Here is a 24,981-nt window from a genome sequence, read left to right as displayed (position 1 = left end):
ACAGCAAAGGTGGTTCTGCCCAGGTTCGCGTTCTCTTGTCAGGCCGTGGCCGGTTCATCGCGCGAGTTTCCATTCCCTCTCTCCGTAGCCAACAAGAAGGGGACGTACATGAGTCTCATCGAAGTCAAAGTTCCAGATATCAGCGATTTCAACGGCATCGATGTCATCGAAGTCAACATCAAACCCGGCGACGTGATCGAAAAAGAGCAAACGCTCCTCACGCTCGAATCCGATAAGGCATCCATGGAAGTGCCCAGCCACATCGCAGGCACCATCAAGGAAATCAAAGTCAAAGCCGGCGACAAAGTCTCCCAAGGCACCGTGATCGCACTCGTCGAAGCGTCCGCAAACGCCACCGCACCGGCGAAAGCACCAGAGCCCGCCAAGCCCGTCGCGGCCGCGGCACCGGCTGCGGCTCCGGCACAGGCCGCAGCCGCAGCCGCTGCCGCTCCGGCGCCGCAAGCCGGCAGCTACGGCGGCTCAGCCGACATCGAGTGCGACATGCTCGTGCTCGGCGCCGGCCCCGGCGGCTACTCGGCCGCGTTCCGCGCCGCCGACCTCGGCATGAAGACGGTGCTCATCGAACGCTATTCGACACTCGGCGGCGTATGCCTGAACGTCGGCTGCATCCCGTCGAAAGCGCTGCTGCACACGGCGCTGGTCGTCGAGGAAGCCGCAGCGCTCGCGTCGCACGGCATCACGTTCGGCAAGCCCCAAGTCGACCTCGACAAGCTGCGCGACTTCAAGGGCGGCGTCGTCAAGAAGCTGACCAGCGGCCTCGCCGGCATGGCGAGGGCGCGCAAGGTCGAAGTCGTGACCGGCATCGGCGCATTCGTCGACCCGTTCCACATGGAAGTGCAGGGCGACAACGGCAAGAAGATCGTCAAGTTCAAGCAGGCCATCATCGCCGCCGGCTCTCAAGCAGTGAAGCTGCCGTTCATGCCGGAAGACCCGCGCGTCGTCGATTCGACCGGTGCACTCGAGCTGCGCCAGCTGCCCAAGCGGATGCTCGTGATCGGCGGCGGCATCATCGGCCTCGAAATGGCGACGGTGTACTCGACGCTCGGCGCCGAGATCGACGTCGTCGAAATGATGGACGGCCTGATGATGGGCGCCGACCGCGATCTCGTGAAGGTCTGGGAAAAGTTCAACGCGAAGCGCTTCGGCAACGTGATGCTGAAGACCAAGACGGTCGGCGCGGAAGCGAAGGAAGACGGTATCTACGTGAAGTTCGAAGGCGAGAAGGCACCCGCGGAAGCGCAGCGCTACGACCTTGTGCTCGTCGCGGTAGGCCGCAGCCCGAACGGCAAGAAGATCGGCGCGGACAAGGCGGGCGTCGCGGTCACCGAGCGCGGCTTCATCGACGTCGACAAGCAGATGCGCACGAACGTGCCGCACATCTTCGCGATCGGCGATATCGTCGGCCAGCCGATGCTCGCGCACAAGGCCGTGCATGAAGGCCACGTCGCAGCCGAAGCCGCGCACGGCGAAAAGGCGTACTTCGACGCGCTGCAGATTCCGTCGGTGGCATACACCGATCCGGAAGTGGCATGGGCCGGCAAGACGGAAGATCAGTGCAAGGCCGAAGGCATCAAGTACGGCGAGGCGGTGTTCCCGTGGGTCGCATCGGGCCGCGCGATCGCGAACGGCCGCGACGAAGGCTTCACGAAGCTGATCTTCGACGAGGAAACTCATCGCGTGATCGGCGGCGGCATCGTGGGCCTGAACGCGGGCGACCTGATCAGCGAAGTGTGTCTCGCAGTCGAAATGGGCGCGGACGCCGAAGACATCGGCAAGACGATTCACCCGCACCCGACGCTCGGCGAATCGGTCGGCATGGCCGCCGAATTGTATGAAGGCGTCTGCACGGACTTGCCGCCGCCCAGAAAGGCCTGATCGCCATCTCGGCTTGCGTGTCGCAAGTATGACGAGTTGCGGGTTTTCCCGAGCGTGCGGCGACAATGACCGTTTTTGGTGATAACTCGACTTTTTATCAGAATTTTCCGCGGAGCTGCCAGGCATAAACTTGTTCATCAGGTGATGTTGTTCGAATGCCTGCTGGAGCGGAAATCGATGTTCTGCCGCGCAAGCGAGCGTTCGAACTTCAGGGCACCGGAGCCTTGTGCAAAGAGGAGACGCGGGCTATGAACGTTGCGCTGGACAGGATAGACCTTAGCATCCTGAGTGAACTTCAGGAGGACTCAAGTTTGACGAATCTCGAACTGGCGGCTCGAGTCAACCTGTCGCCCTCTCCCTGTCTCGTCAGGGTCAGAAATCTGGAGCGTCTCGGTGTAATCAGCCGACGCGTCGCCGTGCTCAATGCGTCCCTGCTCGGCCTGGGCATCATGGCCATCGTCGAGATCAGTCTGGAGCGGCAGGGCATGCAGGCGCGGGAGAGTTTTGCCGACACGGTCAGAGGCATCACCGAAGTCATGGACTGCTTCATGATGACCGGGCAAACCGACTATCTGCTGCGGGTGGTGGCGAGAGATCTCGTCGAACTCGAACACATCATCACGCACAAGCTGACGTCGCTTCCCGGTGTGGCCAGCGTTCGCTCGAACGTCGTCCTGAAACGGCTTGCCAACAAGACGACGCTTCCCATCGACAAGACGCGGCCTATCCAGATTCATGGACTGGCGCAGGCGTCGTGATCACATCGCGTAAGGTGCTCTCATGAGTAACGCAATGTCCGCCGGCCGGCCGGCAGATTCGCGCGCCGACATCGCAACGGCGTTGGAGATTATCGAAGAAGCGCGCGCCGGGCGGATGTTCATTCTGGTCGACGACGAGGACCGTGAGAACGAAGGCGACCTCGTCATTCCCGCGCAATTCGCCACGCCCGACGCCGTCAACTTCATGGCGACGCATGCGCGCGGCTTGATCTGTCTCGCGATGACTCGCTCGCGCTGCGAATCGCTGGGTTTGCATTTGATGAGCCGAATCAACGGTTCGCGGCACGAGACGGCCTTCACGGTGTCGATCGAGGCGCGTGACGGTGTGAGCACCGGCATCTCGGCGGCCGACCGCTCCCGCACGATTTCGCTGGCGATCAATCCGGAAACGGGGCGAGACGAGCTCGTTTCTCCCGGACACGTCTTTCCGCTCATGGCGCGCGACGGCGGCACGCTCGTGCGCGCGGGCCACACCGAGGCGGCGGTAGATATCGCCCGGCTGGCCGGGCTCGCACCGGCCGGTGCGATCTGCGAAATCATGAACGACGACGGCACCATGGCGAGGCTGCCGGACCTCATCGCCTTTTCACGGCGGCATCAGCTGAAGCTGGGCACGATCGCCGATCTCATCGCGTATCGCCGACGAACGGAACGGCTCGTCGAGGCCGTTGAACACGGGAGCTTCACCGAGCCGAATGGACGGCATTGGCGGATCGTGGTCTACCGGAACCGGATCGATCAGGTCGAGCATATCGCCTTCGTCATGGGCGATCTACGGGGCGCCGACCCCGTTCTCGTGCGCATGCATGCGATGGATACCATGAACGACGTCATCGGCGGTCACCACCTCGCGTCCCTGCGCGGCGCGGCGCGTTTGCTGGAGAACGAGAATCGCGGCGTCATCGTGGTGATCCGCGAATCCCGCCCGACGGCCGTGTCCGAGCGGGTGCGTGCCATGATGCATCCCAAGCCTGCCGAGCCGGAACTGCGCGATTACGGAATAGGCGCGCAAATTCTCACCGAACTCGGCGTGAAGAACATGATCCTGCTCTCCAATCATGAAAGAACGATCGTGGGCCTGGAGGGCTACGGTTTGAACATGGTCGAGCAGAGAAAAATAGAGCGAATTCACGACGATCAGGAAGTTTGACGCCATCCGGTCGCGCCGCCGTGCCGATGCAGAAATCGGGTCGTCCCGTTCCGATCGCGGGAGCGTTGTTCCGGATGAAGTCGTGACGCTCATCGCAGGGCGTTTCGTGACCATAAAAGCAACTGGAGGAGAGATGAGACACGCAGAAAACCCCGACATCGTCGGCGCGCGCGCGAGCGCCGTGGCCGCGGGGCGGCCCGCATGAAAACGACGGCGGAAAATCCCTATACGATCGGACTCGAGCGCGACCCGGCGAACTTCATTGCCTTGTCGCCGCTGACGTTTCTCGAACGCGCCGCGTCCGTCTGGCCGGAGCGCACGGCCATCGTGCACGGCACGATACGCCGCGACTGGGCCGAAACCTACCGGCGGTGCCGGATGCTCGCCGGCGCGCTGCGCGGGCGCGGCATCGGCAACGGCGATACGGTGGCGATGATCGCGGCCAATACGCCCGAACTGTTCGAGGCACATTTCGGTGTACCGCTTTGCGGCGCTGTCCTGAACACCATCAACACACGGCTCGATGCCGACACGATCGCGTTCATTCTCGGCCACGGCGACGCGAAGCTGCTGATCACCGACCGCGAATTCTCCTCGACGGTGAAGAAGGCCCTGGCACGGCTCGGCCGCGCCATTCAGGTCATCGACATCGACGACCCACAGTTCGGAGAAGGCGATCTGCTCGGCGAAAAAGACTACGAGGCGTTGCTGCAGGAGGCCGCGCACACAGAATTTTCTGTCGCGATGCCGGAAGACGAATGGCAGGCCATATCGCTGAACTACACATCCGGCACGACGGGCAATCCCAAGGGCGTCGTGTATCACCATCGCGGCGCATATCTGAACGCAGTATCGAACGCACTATCGTGGCATCTGGACGAGGACACGACCTATCTATGGACCTTGCCGATGTTTCACTGCAATGGCTGGTGCTTTCCGTGGACCATGGCGTTGGTGGCCGGCACCAGTGTTTTTCTGCGCCATACGCGGGCCGAGCGGATTCTCGCCGCCATCCGCACCGAGGCGGTCACGCATTTTTGTGCGGCGTCCGTAGTGTTGAACATGATCAATAACGCCGCGCCGGAGCTGAAAGCCGGCATCCGTCATGGAGTCAAGGTCATGACCGGCGGTGCGCCGCCGCCCGCTTCGGTGATCGCCGGCATGGAGCGCATGGGCTGGGACGTGACGCACGCCTACGGGTTGACCGAGTCCTATGGGCCGGTCGTGCAATGCGTGTGGCGCGACTCGTGGAATGCACTCGATCTCGATGCGAAAGCGCGGCTCAAGGCCCGCCAGGGAGTGCGCGGCCCCGCTCTCGAGGCAGTGATGGTAGCCAGCCCCGATACGCTGGAGCCTGTTCCAAAAGACGGGCAAACGCTCGGCGAGGTATTTCTGCGCGGCAACAACGTGATGAAGGGCTACCTGAAGAATTCGGACGCCACCGTGGAGGCATTTTCCGGCGGGTGGTTTCACACGGGCGATCTCGCGGTATGGCATCCCGATGGCTACCTGGAAATCAAGGATCGCTCGAAGGACATCATCATCTCGGGAGGCGAAAACATTTCGTCGATCGAGATCGAGGACATACTGTATTCCCATCCCGCCGTTCTGGAGGCGGCAATCGTCGCGCGTCCCGACGACAAGTGGGGCGAGACACCTTGTGCTTTCATCGCGCTCAAAGACGATTCGGCGGTGACCGAAGCGGACATCATCGCGTTTTGCCGCGAGCGGCTGGCACATTTCAAGGTGCCCAAGACCATCGTGTTCTCGCCGCTGCCGAAGACAGCGACCGGCAAGATCCAGAAGTTCCACTTGAGGGAGCGGGCGCGCCAGCTGTGAAAGGGGCGGCGGCGTAGCGCCAGCCGCCGCGTTTCGATCAGCGCGAGGACGCCTCCTTCTGGTCCACGCGAAACTTGCCGGGACTTTGTCCCATGGTCTTCTTGAACATGGTGATGAACGAGTTCGGACCTTCATAGCCGAGCTCGAGCGCCACTGCGTGAACCGACGCGCCTGCCGACAATCGCTGAAGCGCAATGATGATATGCAGACGCTCGCGCCAGCGCCCGAAGGTCATGCCGGTTTCGCTGCGTACCAGCCGCGCGAGCGTACGTTCGCTCATCGCATATCGGCGCCCCCATTCCGCGATCGTGCTGCGGTCGGCGGGGTTGTCGAGCAACGCCGAAGCGATCTGTTGAAGCCGGGGATTGTCGGAGATCGGGAGAAAGACGTCGTCGGGCGCCAGCAGCGCGAGCTGATCCAGCAGCACTCTGGCGAGCCGGCCCACCGGGCCGTCCTTCGGATAGTCGGGCGGAAACCTGGCCAGTGAACGGATCAACTCGCGGATGAGCGGCGTGATCGTAAAGCTGCGGCAGTCGGTGGGCAGGCCGGCCTCGTCGGGCGGAATGAAGATGACGTACAGCTTGGCGAAATCGGAAGCATGATTGCTGTGCGGAATGCCGCCCGGAATCCACACCGCGCCGTTGGGCGGGACGATCCACCATCCGCTCGGCGATCGGCACATGACCGACCCGCTCAATGCGACGACCAATTGCCCCTTGCGATGAACGTGCATCGGCAGCTCATCCTCTTTTCCGCTCGTCTCCAGGAGAACGGAAATGACCGGCAAATCGACGGAGTCCGGATCGAACGGCTGATAGTTGATCTTCACCGGGTCTGTCATGGCTCGCGAAGCGGACATGCCGATTTCAGGATTGTTGGGTTCCACGGTTCACTCGCTTTCTGCGCCTGCCTGGCCTCGGTGAATTCATGTATCGCCGCCCTCGGTGCAACATACGGTGGGCCATCCGACTGACGCGATTTTAATCCGCCGAATCAACGATGGCGCCGGCAAATCAAAATTAAATTTGGCCCCGTCGGACCTACACTGACTCGATGTAAATTCACGAGACATCAGGTATGAAAACCGACGAATTGATTTGCACACGGATCGACGCGGACGTCGTGCAACTGACGATCGACCGGCCGCCGGCGAACGCACTGAACGAACCGCTCATCACCGCATTGATGTCCGTCTTCCGCGACTTCGCTCGACACGACGTGCCACCCGGCATCGTGTTCACCGGGGCGGGAGAGAAGTTCTTTTGTGCCGGCGGCGATATCAATGAAGTGGCGGACCATGAGCTCGCCCTGTCGCGCATGGAAGCGTTCCACGCGTTCCTGGCGCAACTCGAGCAGTATCCGAGCCCGCTCGTGTGCGCGGTCAACGGCTATGCAGTGGGTGCCGGATTCGAAATGGCGCTGCATGCGGACTACGTCGTCGCGTCCGCTGAATCCCGGCTAGGATTTCCCGAGATCAATCACGGCCTGTTGCCCGCGGCAAAAGGCATGCGCCACGCAGCGGCCCTGCTGGGTCGGCGTGCCGCGCGTTCGCTGCTTTTCTCCGGTGAACTGATCACGGCCGGAGAAGCGTTGGCGATAGGCGCGGTGGACGCGATCTCCGCGCACGATGAAACGCTGAGAGACGCGCTGGCCAAATGCCGCGCGCTTTGCGCCAAAGATCGCCAGCTGTTCGCCGCCATCAAGCGAACGCTGCGCGAGAGTCCACGGATGAACGACGAAGCTCTGCTGCAGATGACGCTCGATGACCTGCGTGGATATCTCGGCAACGCGCGGACCGCGGACGCAAGATCCAGATTTCTGAACCGCAATAAGAAGGCCTGATCGTGAGCAATCTCAAACTGCCGGAAACGCTGCATCTTGCGCGCATGACGTATGAGGGCGTGGCGGCCGCATTGGCCACGCAGTTCGATCGCGTCATCATTCCTTGCGGCGCAATCGAGCAGCACGGCCCCCATCTGCCGCTGAGCATGGATGCCGATCATGCTGACGCGCTGGCCGTGGAAATCGCCACGTTGCTGGGGCGAACCCTGATCGCGCCGACGATACGAGTGGGATGCTCGAAGCACCACATGGCCTTCCCGGGCACGATCTCGTTGCAGGAGCACACGTATGCCGCGCTCTGCCACGATTACTGCGTGAGCCTCGCGGCACATGGATTCAAGTGCATCTATCTGTTCTCGGCGCATGTCGGTAACTTCAATGCCCTTCATGCGATGTTGCCGGAATTGCGACAGGCCGTCGGGCCAGACGTCCAGGTGCTTGCCTATACGGATCATCAGGCGTGGCTGCGCGAATGGCGACTGGCCGTCGAGGAAGCCGGCGGCGATCCGGAATCCGTGGGCGGACACGCAGACATCGCCGAAACCTCCCTGATGATCCACCTTGATCCGGACAGTGTGCGACTCGCTCGACTCACGGCCGGCCACGTGGGCGCCATGACGACCGAGCAATTGAACCGGATGTGGAAGGAAGGCGTGGCGTCGATCTCCCGAAACGGCGTGCTGGGCGATGCGCGAGGATCGTCACGCGAGATCGGCGAGGCCTGTTTGCGTGCGACCGCGAGGCTTCTCGCGTCGGCATTTGCGGCCGAATCGTCGACCTAGAAAAAGACGGAGAGCCGGCAGCATGATCTGCCGGTATCGGCAAGGTTGCGGCATGAAAAGAATAAAAAATGCTGCGGGATGTGCGGCAATATTTATTCACGGAAACAAAAGAGACATCAAGGCAGAAAAGGCATCCGGATGGATGAGTATCGCTATCCAATCTGGATGGGCTGTTTCTAAATCAAGTTAAACGACGATGTTAATTGGTTGGCGGCGTGACACTGCCCGAACCTCGGCAGCCGTTCGCGCGCGCCGTGAATTTTCGAATTACGACTGTCAAGGAAAAGAAAATGCCATTGAAATTCGGTTTTTGGTCCGAGCAGGAGACGCAGGTCGGGCATAGCTACTCGAACAGGCTTCGCGAGCTGGTTCGCGAAGCGCGCTTCGCCGAGCAAATGGGTTTCGACTTTGTTGCGTTGTCGGAGCAGCACTTTGCGCTTGGCGGCGTGTCGAGTTCGGCGCCTGAAGTGGTGTTCGGTTATCTCGCGGCCGTCACTTCGCGAATCAAGCTGCGTCCTGCCGTGGCGCTGATGCCGAAGGCCATCAATCACGCGCTGCGTACCGCGGAACGGCTGGCGGCCACCGACATCCTCTCCGAAGGCCGGATGGAGATGTATTGCGGGCGCGCGAACACGACGATCGCAATGCGCGCGTTCAACGTATCGCCGGAGGAAACCCTGCCGCAAATGGAAGAGGGCATGGCGCTGTTGCGCAAAGCGATGCGTGAGGACGTGTTCACCTTCGAGGGAAAGTATTACCAGGTGCCGCCCCGGTCGCTCGTGCCGAAGCCGTTGCAAAAACCGTATCCCGTCCTCGGCGTTGCAGCCACCAGTGCGAACAGCCATGCCTGGGCCGGCTCGGAAGGTCTCGCGGTGATGAGCCATGCGATTTATCAGGGATGGGAGAAACAGAAGGGGCTGCTGGACACCTACTGGAACAGCTGGAAGCGCGATGAGACCGGGCCGTTGCACAAGCCGCGCGCCGGCATGCCGATCTTCATCGGTATCGGCAAGACCGACCAGGAAGCGAAGGACATTTACGCCGGCGCGATCATGAACTATGCGCGCATCTCGACCGATGCGTATCCGCGGCTCGCCAAACTCGCCGACAACTACGCATACATGGCCGAAAGCGTGCCCGCGATGCAGCGCGCCGCCGAAGATTGGGACTACCTGCTGAACGAATCCGCCACCACGGTGTGCGGAAGCCCCGATACCGTCATCCGTCAGTTGGAGCAATACGAGAAGCTCGGAATCGACGAGGTGCTGCTGCATATCGACTCGGTGCCGCACGAGCAGATCATGTCGACGATCGACATGGTGGGCCGTTACGTGATTCCGCATTTCAACGATCGCAACAATATCGTCCGCCCGACCGACGAGTTGCTCGAGAAGATTCGCGCCATGCGTCCGCAGGCCGCCAACCCGAAGCAAAGTCAAGGATGAACCTATGAATACGTCTTCGCGCTATCAGTATCTGAATGTCGAACAACGGTCCTCCGGTGTCGCGATCGTTACGATGAATCGCCCGGAAATCCTGAACGCCATCAATTGGGACATGCACGACGAACTCGAACGGGTATTCGTCGAGCTGGATCACGACAAAGCGGTCAAGGCGATCGTGTTGACCGGCGCCGGTCGCGGGTTCTGCTCGGGCGGCGACCAGAAGTCGATCGACAACGGCAATATCCCGTCGGCGACGCGTGGTGGCCGTCACCTCATAAGAAACATGCTGGAGGTCGAGGTGCCGATCGTGGCGGCGGTCAATGGCGTGGCCGTGGGCCTGGGCGCGACGCTCGCGCTGTTCTGCGACATGATTTATGCGAGCCCGACCGCACGGTTCGCCGATACGCACGTCAATGCCGGTGTCGTCGCGGGCGACGGCGGTGCGGTGATCTGGCCGCTTCTGCTCGGGCCGGTCCGCGCGCGGCACTATCTGATGACGGGCGACTTCGTCAGCGCGGAGGAAGCGCTGACGATGGGGATGATCAACAAGATCGTCGAAAGCGACAAGCTGCTGGAGGCGGCGATCGATTACGCGGAACTGCTCGCGAGCGGCCCGCGCGACGCGATCGTCTGGACGAAGTACTGCGTCAACAAGCTCGTCAAGCAGAATGCCCATCTGCTTCTCGACACGTCGATCGCTCTGGAGACGATCACGTTCAATTCCCCCGAGCGCCGCGAAGCGGTGGCTTCGTTTACCGAAAGGCGCAAGCGCTTTGGAGACAACTGGAAATGAGCGCGGCACCGTGGACTTCCGGCAATCAATTCGCGACCACCACCATTCCGGCCTTGCTGATCGAGCGCGTGAAGAACGACGCCGACGCAAACGCGTTCTTTCAGAGGCGTGCCGGAGCGTGGGTGCCCACCACCTGGAAGGGCTATGCGAACGCAGTCTGTTCCGTATCCGCAGCCCTCGGCGCGGCCGGTGTCGCACGAGGCGATCGGATTGCCATCATGGGCGACGTATCGCAGGAGTGGCTGATTGCCGACATGGCGACGATCTGCTCGGGCGCGGTGACGGTAGGCGTCTATTTCACCGCGTCGGTCGAAGAGGTGCGCTACTACCTGGAGGATTCAGGGGCGACACTCGCTTTTGCCGGAAGTGCCGAACAGCTTCGGGTCATGAAAGCGGCCGATACGTCCAGCCGGCTCCTCAAGATCGTGGTGCTCGATCCGGACTGGAAGCGCTCGCCTGACGAAACCGGCATGAATGTCGTTTCACTCGCCGAGTTCGCGTCGCATTTTGACGGCGACGAAGTCGCTTATCTGCGTGAGCAGTCAGAGCTTGCGCGGCCGACGGACCTGGTGAGCCTGGGTTACACCTCGGGAACCACGGGGGCGCCGAAAGGCGCGATGCTGACGCACGTGTCGATGCTCGCGGGCGCGTTCACGTGGCCGACCTTCTGTCCGGCGATATTGTCCGAACCGCAGCGCATGGTGATCCATCTGCCGCTTTCGCACACGGTCGCGCGCATTCAGGCGACGACGCTGCCGTTGATCGCGAAGACGGTACCTTACTTCGTCGACGTGTCGGCCGATTTCGCGAAGTGCATTCAGGAAGTCAGACCGACGTCCTATATGGCGCCGCCGCGCTTCTATCAGAAGTTCGCGACCCAGATCATCAACCACGTGAACGGCAGCAGCGAAGCCGAGCGGAGAAACTACACGCTCGCGCTCGGCATCGCGCGGGAAGTGCTGGCCGATCGCCAGGATGCAGGCACGGGCGACCCGTTCAAGGAACAGCTCTACGCCATCTGCCGTGAGCACGTGTTCAAGCCGTTGCTGGCCAGAATCGGCTTCGACGATTTGCGCTATCCGTACACGGCCTCCGCTCCGGTGCCGCCCGAGGTCGTCACGCTGTTTCAGTTGTGGGGCGTCAACCTGAAAGAGAATTACGGGCAAACGGAGATGGTCGGCGGCAACCTCGCGCAGGTGACCGACTGGTCGAGGCCCGGCAACTCCGGCGTCCCGCTCGACGACCCCGCCTGGGAAACCCGCGTGTTGCCGGACGGCGAAATGATCGTTCGGGGGCCGGGGCTGTTCATCGGCTACTGGAACAAGGAAGCCGAAACGAAGGCCGCGCTGCGGGACGGCTGGCTGTACACCGGCGATATCGTCGACGTCGGCGCGGACGGGTCGTACAAGCTGATCGATCGAAAGAAGGAGCTCATCAATACGGCCGCCGGCAAATCGATCAGCCCGGTGCAGGTCGAAAACGAACTGCGCCAGAGTCCGTACATTACCGAGGCACTCGTGATCGGCGAAGGGCGCAAGTATCTGACGGCGTTGATCGAAGTCGACGGCACGCTCGCCATGGACTGGGCCAGGACGCACGACCCGTCGGTCACGCAGTACGCCGATCTGGCCAGTTCGCAGCCCGTTATCGACCTGATCCGTGAAGAAGTGGAAAAGGCAAATGCGAGGTTGGCGCGCGCGGAGCAGATCAAGGCGTTCAGGATATTCCCCGAGGAACTCACACCGGAAAACGGCGTGATGACCGCCACGCGCAAGAAACGCCGCAAGGCATTGATGGCACGCTACGCGCACATTATTGCCGGCCTTTACGACGATGCCGAAGAGCAGTTGATCAAGGAGCAGCTCGTCGGTTCAGGGACAGCAGCGTCCGTTCACCGGCAATAGGAATCGCCGGCAGCGCAATTGGCCACGAGAACCCGTCGACGGTGCGGCGTGGGTGATGAACGGTGCAACGCCACGGGTACTTCACCACGCATGCTTCATGCAAGGACCCGTGGCGCGCCGCCACGAAGCCGCACCGCCGTTCCGTCCACCGAGAGAGGTACCGCCGTGATAGCACTTTCCCCCGACCGCACGACCTTCCGCGAAGCCATGTCCCGTATCGGCGCAGCGGTGAATATCATCACCACCACGACACCTTCCGGCGATGTCGGCATGACGGTGTCCGCGGTGTGCTCCGTCACCGACGATCCTGCTACGGTGCTCGTTTGCATAGACCGGTCCAGCCGTCAATATGGACACTTCAGCAAGGCGGGCATCATCTGCGTCAACGTTCTTTCCCATGAGCACGAGATGCTTGCACCGATCTTCGCGGGCAAGGGCGATGTCCAGATGACCGAGCGCTTCACGTACGGCGAGTGGATCCGTCTCGTCACGGGTGCGCCGGTGCTGGCCACAGCGGCCGCGAGTCTCGACTGCACGGTGGACCGGAGCATCGACATCGGCACACATACGGTCTTTTTCTGCGCCGTGCAGGCGCTACATCTCGGCTCCGCGTGTACGGGCCTCGTCTATCACGGGCGCGCTTATCATCGGCTGCCGCAGCAGCATGCGTGACACGGCGCGGCCGTTCCCCAGCGACCACAAGGCCAGGCCGATTGTTGCCGTTCGAAGTTTCTGCTGACAGTGTCCGCCGATACTGCTGATGGGTGCGTTTGCGGTGGCGTAGTCAGCAAAGGACGAGAGCTACACCGGGACGATGGAAGTCGATGGTGGGCTGCCCCGGCGTTATACAAATAGCCGGTCTTCCGATGTAGAGCGATGACCTGGTGTAGGCGTTCATTATTAGCGCTAGCCGTGTTCAGAAACGTTGCTAGCGGAAATTCTCAAAGAAGCCTCGGCGAACAGGGACTTTTTGAAGCTTTCTGGCGGCTGCTTAGCCGTTGCGTTTCTGCAACGGAAACTTGGCCAATGTTCACTAACGTTGCTAGCACGTTGCACGTGTTCTTTAATACTGCTAGCGCACGTGTCGCGTGGATTGATAGGGATCCATATGGCTTCGATCGAAGAGCGGGCCGCTCGAGCAGCGAAGATTGCGTCCGTGCTTCGACCGCTTGGCAACGGCGTGCTTTCCCGACAGCAGGCTGAACGAGCAGCACAGCTATTAGGCGTTCACTGCACCACCGTATATCGCCTGCGTCGACGTTTCCTCGCAGATCCGGTCGCCAGCACATTAGAGCCAAGGCAGCCGGGTAGGGCGACCGGGGGCAGACTGGACGCCGCCGTCGAATGCGTCATCGACGAGGCCGTGCACGAATGGCTCCCTGATCAGCGACACCTTGCGCATCCTGCAACTGATCTTGTACTTGAGGTGAAACGTCGCTGCAGCGTTGCAGGTCTATCGCCTCCAAGCAGGTCAACAATTGCTCGACGGTGGCTCTCCTATCGCGAGCAGGATGCTTTGGCACGAGCTGCGCTCCCGAACGCTGCAGTTGCCCCTGGCACATTCCAGGTCCGACATCCGTTAGATATCGTGCAGGTTGATCACACGCAAGCGGACATCCTGCTCGTTAGCGAACTGGACGGACAGATTATCGGTCGACCGTGGCTGTCTGTGGCTCTCGACGTTGCTACGAGATGTGTGCTTGGCTTTTATGTCGCAATGGAGAGGCCGGGGGCTGCGACGGTAAGCTTGCTCCTCTCGCGCGTAGTTCTGCGCAAAGAGCCGTGGCTCGAAAGACTAGGCGTTGAGGCTGACTGGCCGATGCGCGGTATCCCTCGAACGCTGCATCTTGATAACGCGGCCGAATTCAAAAGCCGTGCCCTTCGCAGTGGATGCCGCGAGTACGGCATTGAACTGATGTACCGACCGGTGGGCAAGCCGCACTTTGGTGGCCACATCGAGCGGCTGAACAGGACCTTGATGGAGCGCGTACGTGGCCTCCCTGGTTCGACTGGATCGTCAGTCAAAGGGCGCAAGGCGCGCCAGGCCGAAAAGACAGCTTCGCTTACGTTGAAGCAGTTCGAGCAGTGGCTGGCTGTCGAGATCGGTAGGCGTTATCACTGCGGCCCCCACCGCGGTTTGTTGGGACTTCAGCCCGCGCAAAAGTGGCAGGAAACATGGCGAGCAGCGGATTCACGATGCTTGCCAGCTCAACCGGATGCCGAACTGAAGTTTCTGATCCGGTTCCTGCCAGTCGCATCCCGGACCATTCAGCGGGACGGCCTCAAGCTCTTCCTGATCCGCTATTGGCATCCCTTGTTCGCGGCATGGCGGGAAACACGCCGGTCCGTGACGGTCCGCTATCACCCAGAAGACCTCTCGCGCATCTTCGTAAGCGCTGGCAGAGGCAGTTTCGTTGAAGTGCGATACGCGGACTTGCGTCGGCCTCCCATCTCGCTGTTCGAACAGCGAGCAGCTTTGCGAGCTATCCGGGCTAGGGGACAACGGGCAGTATCGGAGAGGGAGATATTCGAGACTGTTGAGCAGCAGCGACAACTGGTCGTCACTTCCCAGCGGGCTACTCGAGCGCGACGCCGCATGGCACGTCAAGCTGGCGGTTTGGTTCCGAAGAGCAGCATCGAAGATCTCTCACTCACTGAACAGCGGCAGGTCGAGCAGGTAAACTACGACGCACCAGTTACCGCGTATGACGTTGAACAGTGGTAGGGGGCCAGCATGAAGCAAGATGATTTCGCGCATCTGCTACCCGCAGCAAGAGATCAGGTCCTACTCGGAAAAGAGGATCGCATAAAGAGTCTGCTACGTGACCGGTGGATCGACTATCCCCGAGCGACTGAAGCCTTACAGCTACTGCAGCGGCTCTATGACACGCCGAGACGTGAGCGCATGCCGTGTCTTCTGCTGCACGGCGACTCGAACATCGGGAAAACCAAGATAACGGCCAAGTTCAGGCGAGCGCACCCCAGCGAGTTCGACGAGAGAACCGGGGTAGAGCGGTGTCCGGTCGTGAGCGTACAGATGCCTCCCACCCCCGATCAGCACCGCTTTTACGCCGCCTTGCTCTTTGAGCTCGGTGCGCCACATAACCCCGCTGCAGGGCTTGCCACACTCGAGCGGCTCGCTCGCGACATCTTGCGGCGGATGTCGCCGCAGATGCTAATCGTAGACGAGGTCCATCACCTGCTCGCCGGAACCTACCGTGAGCAACGCGCCTCTTTGAACCTTCTAAAATACCTAGCCAACGACCTGCAGATTAGCATGGTCCTTGTCGGTACGCGCGATGCCGTTCTAGGGCTTCAGACCGATTCACAGATGATCAGCCGCTACAGACCATTCGAGATCCCAAGGTGGAGGGAAAGTGAAAGTCTTCGCAGGCTCATGGCTGCGTTCGAGAAAGTCTTGCCGCTACGAAAACCATCGAATCTGTCGCGACGTGAGATTGTCCAGCTCGTTCTCGAGATAAGCGGAGGGCTGACTGGCGCCATATCTACGATCCTCAACGAAGCAGCAGAGTTGGCGATCAGGAACGGTGACGAGTGCATCGATATCGCTCACCTAGAACGAGTTGCCCGCGCGTATGTCTGACACCCACCGGCCGTGGCCCATCGCACCTCGCCCCTTCCTGGAAGAGGCGTTTGGTAGCTGGTTGGGTCGAATCGCGGCGCGGTATCAGACGAGCGTAGACCTGATCTGGGAATCGGGCACAGGCGTAGCGATGCCTAGCCTGACCAAGGCCGGCTGGATCCTCTTTCCCCCAGTTCCATCCGCAACTCTGAGCCGTCTATCTCGCGTAGCGCGGCTCAACGATGGCATTCTGAGCATGATCCAGACGCCGCATGAGTGGGTCTTCGACCAGAAGTACTTGGTGTATTGCTTCAGATGTCTTGTTCTGAACGACGCCGATGTCACTGCATCACGGTGGAAGAGGGAGTGGCTCGATCCGTCAGCCGACTACTGCCGGGTGCACCACAGCCTGCTCGAGACTGTTCCGCAATCGATTTTCGCCAGAGCTCCGAATTTCGACGCCGCGCTGCGGGCGATATCACGTTATCGATGCCCACCGCTTAGGCTGAGCAAAACACTACGCTAGCAGTATTAGTGAACATTGCTAGCACTACTTTGGGCACGGCTAGCATTGATTGTGAACTGCTACACGAGCTGGCCGTGCCCGGCTTGCGCATCGGATTCAAATTCCGGTGGACCGCCCTCGGTGGTGGTGTAGCGACCGAGGCGAAAATCACGCAGCAAGCCCGCATGACGATCACGCCCGACCTGCCGCTGCCGTTTGACGCGCAAGCCGCCGCAAAGATCGGCGGATTGGTTATTGTGATCTCAGGCGCCTCTTGTCGTCATGCTCACTTTCGCACTGGGCGGCTGTTGAAATTCGGAGCGGTGACCTGGCCCACTCGATCAATCGCGCTGGCTGCGCGTTTTAGGTAGCATGCCGTGGAAGCAATGAAAAAGGGCTCCAACGGCATAAGCGATGGTCGCTTCACTGCCGCTGGAGCCCGTTCAGGGCCAGCCAGTTACTGGCCTGCGGCCAGTGCCTTAACCCTCTCGGTTGTTAGTGCGTTGCCGGCAATGCCCCAGTCACCGCTCTTTACTTCCTCAACGATAACCCAGGTAACGGGCCGCATGCTTTCGCCCTCGATCGACACCATGGCGTCGGTAAGGGTAGAAATGATCTTTTCCTTGTCGGCTGCGGAGAAAACGCCTTCGATGACTTTTACGTTAATGAGCGGCATAAGTGTTCCTTTGGTTCGTTTGAATTGATGCTGCTGTCTTGCCTTACGTCGGCTTGATTCAATGGTATTGCTTCACAATTGCATCTCGGATTCGTTCGAGGGACAGCCGAAGCTGCGCCCGCGGACACGCAAGATTGAGTCGCACTCTGCGGTCGCCGTTCTCGACGAACATCTCTCCGCCTTCCAGAACGACGCCTGATTTTTCAAGAAAGAAACGCGTGAGGTTGACTGAATCGTCGAAATAGGTCCGTAGGTCGATCCACGCCAGATAAGTCGCTTCCGGAACGCGAAATTTTGCTTTTGGCAAGTGATCGCTCAGAAAGTGTTGAGTCAGGGCGAAGTTCTCGTCCAGATACAGCCGCAGCGCATCCAACCACGGAGCGCCATCGCGGTACGCACCGATGGCGGCGGCGAGACTGAGCGGGTTCACGAACGGGTAGTGGCGCCGTTTCCATTCTGAGCGCAATTCCGGATCCGGGATGATGACGGTCGCGATCATCATTCCTGCCAGATTGAACGTCTTGCTAACGGCCATGCACGTGATGATGTCTGGGCTACCCGGGAACAACTTCGCCAACGGCGTGTGTGCATTTCCGGTTCTTAGCAAGTCGCAATGGATCTCGTCAGAAACAATCTTCACACCGTTTGCGATGCAGAGTTCACCCATTCGGCGCAGCTCGTCGCTTGTCCAGATCCGGCCGGTCGGATTGTGAGGGTGGCAGAGGAAAAAGAGCTTCACCGCCGGATCGCTAACTTTCGCTTCGAAGTCCTCAAAGTCGATCGAGTACTTGCCGTCGTCGGATGCGAGCATGCGTGACGTCACGAATTCGCGATCGCGCTGAAGCGCCGCGTGTTTGAAGTATCCATAGGCCGGCGTCAGACTAAGCACTTTGTCGCCGGGGCGGCACACATATTCTACGAGTGCGAAGAGGGCTGGTATGACGCCGAGTGAGACCTGCATTTCCTCGCGAGCGAAATGCCAGCTGTATCGTTGCGCACACCAGGAGTGGAAAGCCTGATAGAGCTGCTCGTCCAGGTCCGCCGTGTAGCCGAAGATGGGATGTTTGAGGCGCTCGGTAATGGCATCGATGGCGGCATCGGGGGCGGCGAATTGCATGTCGGCGACCCACATCGATATCAGCTCTTCTCTCGGCATCTCGAGTGCAAGTGCAGGTGCATCCGCTCCGAACAGATAATTCGCGAAACCTTCCTCCGCCATTGCATTTGTGTTGCGGCGGGAGATCGAGCGATCAAAGTTATAGCCCATACTGGATTCTCCATGTACGAAATCAAGCATTCAACGAGCCTCGCGCGATGCAGCTGTTGGTCTATCGCACCGACGGACGACGGCATATCCGCTTGACCTTTCGGTCCCATGACGCGCAACAGTTTCGAAGGCCTGCATTGACGTCGATGGGGAGTCTGAATGTGGCATGCAACCTGAGGCGACGCCTCGGCCGGTCCGGATCACGGTCGGCCGGCCAAGTTTCGCCAGATCTTCTGATGCTATTAAATGCCGATGGGAAGCACTTCGAACGACTTGGAAAAGTTGATTCGGAGACTTCCCATGCAAGCAGTCCGAGCCCGCCGTACCTCATCTCGCGTTCATGTCGGGGACCGGAATGATGCGTCGGCATTTCAGTCCGATTACGCGGTTTCCTGCTCGAAAGTCGGATAATCGGTGTAGCCCTTGGCACCAATGACGCCATAGAAGGTCGACCGATCGGGCTCCGTGAGCGGCCAACCGTTCTTCATCCGCTCCACCAAATCGGGATTGGAAATGAAGGCCGTGCCGAACGCGATCAGGTCAAGTTCTCCCTTCGCCAGTTCGGCTTCGGCGAGCTCCTGCGTGAAGCCGCCGGCGCCGATCAGCGTGCCTTGGTAGGCCTTGCGAAAGGCCGCACCAAAGCCATTCGGAGTACCTGCTGCAGAAATGGTCGTCTGATAGTTCAGGTGTACGAACGCCAGCTTCCGTTCGTTCAAGGCCGAGGCCATGCTCGCCCACGCATCCGCTTCCCCTTCGAAGGCCTCCATATCGTAGATGCGCCCGAACGGCGAGACCCGCACGCCCACCTTTTCACCGCCAATGGCGTCTGCCAGGGCGTCGATCGTCTCCAGCAAAAAGCGCTGACGATTAGCGATGGAACCGCCATATTGGTCGGTGCGGGTGTTCAGCGCGCTGCTCAGGAACTGGTCGAACAGGAAGGCATTGGCCGCCATCACTTCTACGCCGTCGAAGCCTGCGTCCATCGCCCGACGCGCGGATGCAACGAAGTCCTGAGTGACACGTTGCACTTCGTCCGTGGTCAGCGCACGCGGCACACTCGGGAGGACCGGGCCCTCCTTGCCGGGTTCTACCCACGCGTAGACCATGGTCGTGGTCGCCGGCACTTCGCCCGACGACACCGGAGCCGCATTGCCAGGCTGGATGGAAACGTGGGACAGCCGGCCAACGTGCCAGAGCTGGGCAAAGATTTTGCCGCCCTTTTTGTGCACGGCGTCGGTGACCTTCCGCCATCCTTCCGTCTGCTCGTCGGTGTACAGACCCGGCGTATACAGATAGCCTCGGCCCTCTTCGGACACCGGAAGACCTTCGGTGATGATCAAGCCGGCGGAAGCACGCTGCGCGTAGTAGAGCGCGGTGAGATCGTTGGGAATGTTATCGGGCGTACGCGTGCGCGTCATCGGTGCCATGACGACGCGGTTGGCGAGCTGCGTCCCGGAGAGATCGTAGGGCGTAAACAATTTACTCATCATGTTGCTCAAAATGTAGGTGCGCCAGGGCGCTGGTGAGTGTCGGGTTAAATGCGAAATGAAACGGATGGCTATCTAACAGCCGGGAATCTGCTTCACGCGCATTTCGGTCAGTCCGGAAAGAATCGATACCTTGTGAATGGGGGGCTGCCTAGTGAGCGCACCCGTCAATGCTGCAGCTCATGCCTCCGGTGTCTTCGCTTTCGTCCGGTACGTTCTCGGCGGAGTCGAACAACGCTTTTTCGAACACGGCAACTTCACGTGCGCCTGAGAGGTACGTTCGGTTGTTGAAGACAAACAGCGGAACGCCATTTGCGATTCGATTTGCCTCTGCTTCATCTCGCGCGATTTCGGACACCATCTCGCGATCGTCGAAGGAGAGCGACGCAGCAGAAATGCCGATGCTCTTCGCAAGGTCGATGAGCGCGGCTCTATCGAAGATGTCAATCCCGTCGGTCGTCGCGGCCCGGTAGATCGCTTCGATCATCCGTTGTTTGTCTTCGGACGTTTGGACACTTTTGACGAGTAGGTGCGCGTCGCTCGTATCGCCAAAGCGCATGGTCTCGAATCGGTAGTTCAGACCTTCCTGGGCTCCGGCCGAGCACACCGCATCCATCATTCTTTGCGCTGCTGTCGCGTTTCCGAACTTGGCATAAAGCGCGTCTGTAAAGCCGGTCGGAACCATGCCTCGCGCAAGACGGTAGGACTTGTGTGTCACGACCACGTCGACGTGCTGCGTCACGCCTTCTATCGCTTTTTCCAGGCGTCGTTTTGCGATCCAGCACCAGGGGCAGACAAAGTCCGACCACACTTCTACATTGACCCGCTTCATGTTTCATCCTCAGCTAGAAATTGCTGCCTCGTGGCGCTCCGCTCGCAGCGGTAGCGCCGGGTAGGACATTTACTCGCGACCGAGATGGTCCAGCGCGTCGAGGACATGAGTGCTATAGACCACAGCGGCGCCGGCATTGAGATTGATGGCGACACCAAGTGCTTCTGCGACTTCTTCCTTCGTCACACCGAGCTTGTTGGCTTCTGCCGCGTGAAAAGCGATGCAGCCGTCGCAGCGTGTTGTGACAGCGACTGCCAACGCAATCAGCTCTCGCGTCTTTGCGTCGAGATGATTTGTCTTGGCGCCGGCGGCACCGAGCAAACCAACGCCTTTGAGCGTGTCCGGGGTGTACCGTGCGAGTTCATGCACGCGACGGGTGACGGCGCCGATTGTTTCAGTCCAGTTTTCCATGGTTTTCTCCAAATAACAACCAACTAGTTGGTAGGGTAAATACTCAAATAAAAGAGCCATGTTCACGCGGAAAACGGCTCTGGCGCTGGGTGCAACGATGAATCGTTTGGGGAAGCGATCCCCTTTTTATGCTGCGGAGACGATGAGTCGAATGATGCCGCGGTCGAGCGTTTCGCCGTTCTTCATGGCCCACTCGACAAAGCTGGCTCCCTCTAGAACGCTCAATACCTGATACGCCTTCTGGCAGCTCCCCACACCGGCGGCGATCTCGCCGTCGCTGATGCCCTTGTCGATGACCCTGGTCAGCCAGCGCAGTTGCAGCTCGAAAAACCGGTGCGTGAGCTTCTGCAGTTCGGGCGGCAAAGCAGCCATCTCGGCGGCAAGCGCACCGCAGAGCGGGAGCAGGCTTCCATCACTGCTGGCGCGAAAGGTATCGAAAAATCCGTTCAAGCGGCCCCAGAAGTCCTCATTCTCGCGGTCGATTCGCTCGAACGCTTCCACCACTCTCGCGACATAGGCTTCCACAATCGCAACGCCCAGATCTTCCTTCGTCGGGAAGTGATGGTGAATGCTTGCCTTCCGGATGCCAACGGTTTCGGCCAGATCCGCATAACTGAAGGCGGCATAACCCCTCGAGCGCATCAGGCCTTCTGCAGCTTGAACCAACGCGTCGCGCGTACCTACTGCCATGCATCCTCCGGCACACTGCCATCTTCAATTGAACGAACCCAGCGAATCACTGCAAGCGGAGTCTACCTACTAGTTGGTTTTTTGTCAAGCATGACGGCGCATCTCGTCTTCGCAGCGGGCCAACCTTGCAGGGACGCCCCGCAAGCAGATGGTGGAGGAACGTGTCCCCAATTGCACTAACCGACCTCGTGCATTTTTTCATTGAGCGGGCAGAGCGGCAAATTCGTCCGATCAATCTCGAAGGAGCGTCACGACTACAAGGACGAGAAATGCCCTTGTGAAGCTACCAACTAGATGGTAGGCTTGCCGCGTGTTTGAACTTTTCCCTGCGCGAGAGCGCTCCTAGGAGGACCAGCAGATGACTACCCACCCGAACGGAATCGATGTGCCGGCTTTGCAGCAATTCGCGCAAGAAGTCGCCACGGACCCCACGAAGCGAAACGCGCGCTTCAACGTCAAGACGAAATGGGAACACCAGACGCGTTCCGTGGCGACTGTCAGCCACTATGAGCTGGGCGGGGTGACTCACCAGCGGCATTTCGAAATCGCAGCGGACGAACCCACCCAGCTTTTGGGCACGAATAGCGCGCCTAATCCGCAAGAGCTGCTCATGGCCGCGCTCAACGCTTGTTTGACGGTCGGATACGTGGTCAACGCCGCCGCGATGGGCATCACTGTCCACAGTCTGGAAATCGAGACCGATGGTGAGCTGGACTTGCGCGGTTTCCTCGGGCTCGACGAGAGCGTGAACCCGGGATACGACGAAGTGAGCTATGTCGTTCGCCTGCACACGGACGCTTCGCGCGAGCGTGTCGAGGAGTTGCACCAGGTCGTGACGAAAACTTCGGTCAACCTCGCGAATTTCTCGAAGGCGATCCGCATGGTCTCGACTCTCGAAGTCCGCGAAGGCTAACCAGCGGAGGTACTTGCGATACCGGCCGCGTTCTGCGTTCTGCGTTCTCCGCGAGGCGAGCTGATTCATGGACGCGGCAAGACGAGTAATGTCCGCGTTGGCGCGGCCGCGCATGCGGAACTGATCCAGACATTTAAATTAAGGAAGCCAAAATGAATGATTTTTCCGGTAAGAAACTTCTTGTCGTCGGTGGCACCAGCGGTATCGGGCTCGCAACGGCCAAACAAGTGCTGAAAAGCGGCGGTAGCGTCGTCTTGACGGGAAACAGGAAAGACAAAGCTGAAGCGGTCCGTGCCGAACTGAGCGGGCTCGGTCCGGTCTCCGTGATTGCGGCGAACCTCATGACCGAGGAAGGCATGAACGCCATCCGCTCGGAGATCAACGCGAATCACAAAGATATCTCGCTTCTGGTGAATTCTGCGGGCATCTTTGCTCCGAAGGCCTTCATCGACCACGAAGAATCTGATTACGACATGTACCTGTCGCTCAATCGTGCCACTTTCTTCATTACGCGGGACGTGGTCAGGAACATGCTCGCTGCGAAGCTCCAAGGCGCTATCGTGAACGTCGGGTCGATCGGAGCCCAGGCAGCGCTGGGCGACTCCGCGGCATCGGCGTATTCCATGGCAAAAGCAGGTCTGCACGCGCTCACGCGCAATCTCGCGATTGAACTCGCCGATGCGGGTATCCGAGTGAATGCTGTCTCGCCGGCGATCGTACAGACGTCGATTTATGAAGGCTTTATGGCGAAGGAAGACATTGCCGGTGCGATGAAAGCGCTCGAGTCGTTTCATCCGCTCGGACGCGTCGGTACGCCCGAAGACGTTGCAAACACGATCGTCTTCCTTCTTTCAGACAAGACCTCGTGGGTAACCGGTGCCATCTGGAATGTGGATGCGGGGGTGATGGCCGTGCGCAAATGATGGCTGTTTGGATGTACGCGCGCTAGCAGTACATGGGCGACGGAAACGTGATGAAGGAGGGGCTACCGCTGCCTCCAGCGGTGCTCCAACAGGACATTGAAGGCGTAGTCGGCGACTTCATGGACGGCGAGCAAGGAGTGTGCGATGCGATTTGCAGTCTATAAAACGGATGGGCACCGCGGCATCGCGGTGGAGCACGGCGGGCGATGGTTCGGGCTGACCGCCGAGGACACCGCCTATCCGGGCGATCTGGATGCGCTGCTGGCGCACGGCGCTGATCTTGCCGAAGTGGGCGCGCTTCTCGCGCGCGGCGCGCCGGTCGATCTCGAGGCGGTGCGCTTGCTGCCGCCGTTCGGACGGTCCGGCAAGATCGTCTGTGTCGGATTGAACTACCTCGACCACTCGACCGAGACCGGGTTTGCGAAGCAGGCCTATCCGACCGTGTTCGCGCGGTTTGCGTCGAGCCTGATCGGCCATGGCGACCCGATCGCGCTGCCGGCGCAATCGTCCCAACTCGACTACGAGGGCGAACTAGTGGCGGTGATCGGCAAGGGCGGACGCAGCATCGCGCGCGAGCGGGCGCTCGATCATGTTGCCGGCTATTCGATTTTCAACGACGCCACGCTGCGTGATTACCAGTTCCGCACGCCGCAATGGACGATGGGTAAGAACTTCGACGGGACGGGGGCATTCGGGCCGTGGTTCGTCACGGCCGACGAACTGCCGCGCGGCTGCAAGGGGCTGAAGATCCAGACGCGCTTGAACGGTGCGGTCGTGCAGGAGGCATCGACGTCGGACATGATTTTCGATGTCGAGACGCTGGTCGTGCTGCTGAGTGACGTGATGACGCTGCAGGCCGGCGATGTGATCGTCACGGGCACGCCTGCCGGTATCGGGATGGCGCGCGAACCGCAGCTCTGGATGAAAGCCGGAGACGTGTGCGAAGTCGAGATCGAGCGGCTCGGCGTGTTGCGCAACCCGGTCGCGTACGTGGGGACGGTCCGGCGCGACGCTTGACTTACGCGCATGGTGCTCTGCGCCCGGCTCGCAGGCGTTGTCAGGCAGGTTCTCTACATGCGAGGAGAGGCGGACGCGCGCGTAGGGTGCCGTGATCGTGAGCGTGACAACAGACAGAGGTGCCTGTCACGTTCGGACAGTCTTCTGAGATTTTAAGTGGGACGTCCGATGCGGTTATGCTGGTGATTTAGTCGCAGGCGAAGGATGATTACCCGTCGACGCAAAGAAGTCTGCTGGCTCGTCCGGC

The 24,981-nt window shown here is 60.3% G+C and carries 24 protein-coding genes; 17 read left to right on the top strand and 7 right to left on the bottom strand.

Going from position 1 to position 24,981, the window contains the following annotated elements:
• Nucleotides 1–108: 108 nt before the first annotated feature.
• The 4 genes from lpdA to E9536_RS34165 all read left to right on the top strand — a co-directional run bounded on the left by lpdA (nt 109) and on the right by E9536_RS34165 (nt 5,664).
• Entirely contained in the window at nt 109–1,896 is a 1,788-nt protein-coding gene (lpdA, locus tag E9536_RS34180) for a dihydrolipoyl dehydrogenase (protein ID WP_136472331.1), read from the top strand.
• Between the two features lie 248 nt (nt 1,897–2,144).
• Nucleotides 2,145–2,654: an Lrp/AsnC family transcriptional regulator gene (locus E9536_RS34175; RefSeq protein ID WP_011661374.1), complete on the top strand. Its 510-nt coding sequence runs from the start codon at nt 2,145–2,147 to the stop codon at nt 2,652–2,654.
• Between the two features lie 22 nt (nt 2,655–2,676).
• Nucleotides 2,677–3,825, top strand: a complete 1,149-nt coding sequence (ribB, locus tag E9536_RS34170) for a 3,4-dihydroxy-2-butanone-4-phosphate synthase (protein WP_011548535.1) — start codon at nt 2,677–2,679, stop codon at nt 3,823–3,825.
• 201 nt (nt 3,826–4,026) lie between these two features.
• Entirely contained in the window at nt 4,027–5,664 is a 1,638-nt protein-coding gene (locus E9536_RS34165; RefSeq protein WP_011548534.1) for an acyl-CoA synthetase, read from the top strand.
• A 37-nt stretch (nt 5,665–5,701) separates the two neighbouring features.
• Here the strand turns inward: E9536_RS34165 and E9536_RS34160 are convergent, their stop codons facing one another.
• Nucleotides 5,702–6,550 (bottom strand): helix-turn-helix transcriptional regulator, encoded by an 849-nt coding sequence (locus tag E9536_RS34160; protein WP_014725461.1) that lies wholly within the window; start codon nt 6,548–6,550, stop codon nt 5,702–5,704.
• A 191-nt stretch (nt 6,551–6,741) separates the two neighbouring features.
• On the opposite strand from E9536_RS34160, the gene E9536_RS34155 reads away from it, so the two are divergent.
• The 10 genes from E9536_RS34155 (at nt 6,742) to E9536_RS34110 (ending at nt 16,889) form a co-directional block, all read left to right on the top strand.
• A complete protein-coding gene (locus tag E9536_RS34155; protein WP_011548532.1) occupies nt 6,742–7,506 on the top strand; it encodes an enoyl-CoA hydratase/isomerase family protein in 765 nt (254 codons plus the stop codon).
• 2 nt (nt 7,507–7,508) lie between these two features.
• A complete protein-coding gene (locus tag E9536_RS34150; RefSeq protein WP_011548531.1) occupies nt 7,509–8,288 on the top strand; it encodes a creatininase family protein in 780 nt (259 codons plus the stop codon).
• A 290-nt stretch (nt 8,289–8,578) separates the two neighbouring features.
• Nucleotides 8,579–9,733: an LLM class flavin-dependent oxidoreductase gene (locus E9536_RS34145; RefSeq protein WP_011548530.1), complete on the top strand. Its 1,155-nt coding sequence runs from the start codon at nt 8,579–8,581 to the stop codon at nt 9,731–9,733.
• 4 nt (nt 9,734–9,737) lie between these two features.
• Nucleotides 9,738–10,526 carry an enoyl-CoA hydratase-related protein gene (locus E9536_RS34140; RefSeq protein ID WP_011548529.1) on the top strand — a complete coding sequence of 263 codons (789 nt, stop codon included), beginning with the start codon at nt 9,738–9,740 and terminating at the stop codon, nt 10,524–10,526.
• Entirely contained in the window at nt 10,523–12,430 is a 1,908-nt protein-coding gene (locus E9536_RS34135; RefSeq protein WP_011548528.1) for an AMP-binding protein, read from the top strand. Before E9536_RS34140 ends, E9536_RS34135 begins: the two co-directional genes overlap by 4 nt.
• 165 nt (nt 12,431–12,595) lie before the next feature.
• The gene (locus E9536_RS34130) at nt 12,596–13,102 is read left to right on the top strand and encodes a flavin reductase (RefSeq protein WP_226113947.1); all 507 of its coding nucleotides are present in this window, start codon (nt 12,596–12,598) and stop codon (nt 13,100–13,102) included.
• 436 nt (nt 13,103–13,538) lie between these two features.
• On the top strand, nt 13,539–15,155 hold the full coding sequence (locus E9536_RS34125; RefSeq protein WP_027791966.1) for a Mu transposase C-terminal domain-containing protein: 1,617 nt from the start codon (nt 13,539–13,541) through the stop codon (nt 15,153–15,155).
• 9 nt (nt 15,156–15,164) lie between these two features.
• Nucleotides 15,165–16,034 (top strand): TniB family NTP-binding protein, encoded by an 870-nt coding sequence (locus tag E9536_RS34120; protein WP_034184986.1) that lies wholly within the window; start codon nt 15,165–15,167, stop codon nt 16,032–16,034.
• Nucleotides 16,027–16,539 (top strand): TniQ family protein, encoded by a 513-nt coding sequence (locus E9536_RS34115; RefSeq protein WP_011548524.1) that lies wholly within the window; start codon nt 16,027–16,029, stop codon nt 16,537–16,539. Before E9536_RS34120 ends, E9536_RS34115 begins: the two co-directional genes overlap by 8 nt.
• Nucleotides 16,540–16,547: 8 nt before the next feature.
• Nucleotides 16,548–16,889 (top strand): hypothetical protein, encoded by a 342-nt coding sequence (locus tag E9536_RS34110; protein ID WP_011548523.1) that lies wholly within the window; start codon nt 16,548–16,550, stop codon nt 16,887–16,889.
• A gap of 86 nt (nt 16,890–16,975) precedes the next feature.
• Here the strand turns inward: E9536_RS34110 and E9536_RS34105 are convergent, their stop codons facing one another.
• The 6 genes from E9536_RS34105 to E9536_RS34080 all read right to left on the bottom strand — a co-directional run bounded on the left by E9536_RS34105 (nt 16,976) and on the right by E9536_RS34080 (nt 21,881).
• Nucleotides 16,976–17,194 carry a 4-oxalocrotonate tautomerase family protein gene (locus E9536_RS34105; protein ID WP_011548522.1) on the bottom strand — a complete coding sequence of 73 codons (219 nt, stop codon included), beginning with the start codon at nt 17,192–17,194 and terminating at the stop codon, nt 16,976–16,978.
• A 58-nt stretch (nt 17,195–17,252) separates the two neighbouring features.
• Nucleotides 17,253–18,461, bottom strand: a complete 1,209-nt coding sequence (locus tag E9536_RS34100) for a PatB family C-S lyase (protein ID WP_011548521.1) — start codon at nt 18,459–18,461, stop codon at nt 17,253–17,255.
• A gap of 380 nt (nt 18,462–18,841) precedes the next feature.
• On the bottom strand, nt 18,842–19,951 hold the full coding sequence (locus tag E9536_RS34095; protein ID WP_011548520.1) for an alkene reductase: 1,110 nt from the start codon (nt 19,949–19,951) through the stop codon (nt 18,842–18,844).
• 148 nt (nt 19,952–20,099) lie between these two features.
• On the bottom strand, nt 20,100–20,780 hold the full coding sequence (locus E9536_RS34090) for a DsbA family oxidoreductase (protein ID WP_011548519.1): 681 nt from the start codon (nt 20,778–20,780) through the stop codon (nt 20,100–20,102).
• Nucleotides 20,781–20,849: 69 nt separating this feature from the next.
• Entirely contained in the window at nt 20,850–21,191 is a 342-nt protein-coding gene (locus E9536_RS34085; protein WP_011548518.1) for a carboxymuconolactone decarboxylase family protein, read from the bottom strand.
• A 126-nt stretch (nt 21,192–21,317) separates the two neighbouring features.
• A complete protein-coding gene (locus E9536_RS34080; RefSeq protein ID WP_011548517.1) occupies nt 21,318–21,881 on the bottom strand; it encodes a TetR/AcrR family transcriptional regulator in 564 nt (187 codons plus the stop codon).
• A gap of 358 nt (nt 21,882–22,239) precedes the next feature.
• Here E9536_RS34080 and E9536_RS34075 point away from each other — a divergent pair, with 358 nt between their 5' ends.
• From E9536_RS34075 to E9536_RS34065, 3 genes are all read left to right on the top strand, one after another.
• Complete coding sequence (locus E9536_RS34075) at nt 22,240–22,794, top strand: OsmC family protein (RefSeq protein ID WP_011548516.1); 555 nt, start codon at nt 22,240–22,242, stop codon at nt 22,792–22,794.
• Between the two features lie 152 nt (nt 22,795–22,946).
• A complete protein-coding gene (locus E9536_RS34070) occupies nt 22,947–23,717 on the top strand; it encodes an SDR family oxidoreductase (RefSeq protein WP_011548515.1) in 771 nt (256 codons plus the stop codon).
• Nucleotides 23,718–23,861: 144 nt separating this feature from the next.
• Complete coding sequence (locus E9536_RS34065) at nt 23,862–24,734, top strand: fumarylacetoacetate hydrolase family protein (protein ID WP_011548514.1); 873 nt, start codon at nt 23,862–23,864, stop codon at nt 24,732–24,734.
• Nucleotides 24,735–24,981: the final 247 nt, after the last annotated feature.

Source organism: Burkholderia sp. LS-044 (assembly GCF_004803625.1).
Taxonomy (GTDB): domain Bacteria; phylum Pseudomonadota; class Gammaproteobacteria; order Burkholderiales; family Burkholderiaceae; genus Burkholderia; species Burkholderia cepacia.
This window is presented reverse-complemented; position numbering and strand designations above follow the sequence as displayed.

Coding starts and splice junctions, on each gene's coding strand:
- lpdA (WP_136472331.1), top strand. CDS start 109: ATGAGTCTCATCGAAGTCAAAGTTCCAGATATCAGCGATTTCAACGGC.
- E9536_RS34175 (WP_011661374.1), top strand. CDS start 2,145: ATGAACGTTGCGCTGGACAGGATAGACCTTAGCATCCTGAGTGAACTT.
- ribB (WP_011548535.1), top strand. CDS start 2,677: ATGAGTAACGCAATGTCCGCCGGCCGGCCGGCAGATTCGCGCGCCGAC.
- E9536_RS34165 (WP_011548534.1), top strand. CDS start 4,027: ATGAAAACGACGGCGGAAAATCCCTATACGATCGGACTCGAGCGCGAC.
- E9536_RS34155 (WP_011548532.1), top strand. CDS start 6,742: ATGAAAACCGACGAATTGATTTGCACACGGATCGACGCGGACGTCGTG.
- E9536_RS34145 (WP_011548530.1), top strand. CDS start 8,579: ATGCCATTGAAATTCGGTTTTTGGTCCGAGCAGGAGACGCAGGTCGGG.
- E9536_RS34140 (WP_011548529.1), top strand. CDS start 9,738: ATGAATACGTCTTCGCGCTATCAGTATCTGAATGTCGAACAACGGTCC.
- E9536_RS34135 (WP_011548528.1), top strand. CDS start 10,523: ATGAGCGCGGCACCGTGGACTTCCGGCAATCAATTCGCGACCACCACC.
- E9536_RS34125 (WP_027791966.1), top strand. CDS start 13,539: ATGGCTTCGATCGAAGAGCGGGCCGCTCGAGCAGCGAAGATTGCGTCC.
- E9536_RS34120 (WP_034184986.1), top strand. CDS start 15,165: ATGAAGCAAGATGATTTCGCGCATCTGCTACCCGCAGCAAGAGATCAG.
- E9536_RS34115 (WP_011548524.1), top strand. CDS start 16,027: ATGTCTGACACCCACCGGCCGTGGCCCATCGCACCTCGCCCCTTCCTG.
- E9536_RS34105 (WP_011548522.1), bottom strand. CDS start 17,194: ATGCCGCTCATTAACGTAAAAGTCATCGAAGGCGTTTTCTCCGCAGCC.
- E9536_RS34100 (WP_011548521.1), bottom strand. CDS start 18,461: ATGGGCTATAACTTTGATCGCTCGATCTCCCGCCGCAACACAAATGCA.
- E9536_RS34095 (WP_011548520.1), bottom strand. CDS start 19,951: ATGATGAGTAAATTGTTTACGCCCTACGATCTCTCCGGGACGCAGCTC.
- E9536_RS34090 (WP_011548519.1), bottom strand. CDS start 20,780: ATGAAGCGGGTCAATGTAGAAGTGTGGTCGGACTTTGTCTGCCCCTGG.
- E9536_RS34085 (WP_011548518.1), bottom strand. CDS start 21,191: ATGGAAAACTGGACTGAAACAATCGGCGCCGTCACCCGTCGCGTGCAT.
- E9536_RS34080 (WP_011548517.1), bottom strand. CDS start 21,881: ATGGCAGTAGGTACGCGCGACGCGTTGGTTCAAGCTGCAGAAGGCCTG.
- E9536_RS34075 (WP_011548516.1), top strand. CDS start 22,240: ATGACTACCCACCCGAACGGAATCGATGTGCCGGCTTTGCAGCAATTC.
- E9536_RS34070 (WP_011548515.1), top strand. CDS start 22,947: ATGAATGATTTTTCCGGTAAGAAACTTCTTGTCGTCGGTGGCACCAGC.
- E9536_RS34065 (WP_011548514.1), top strand. CDS start 23,862: ATGCGATTTGCAGTCTATAAAACGGATGGGCACCGCGGCATCGCGGTG.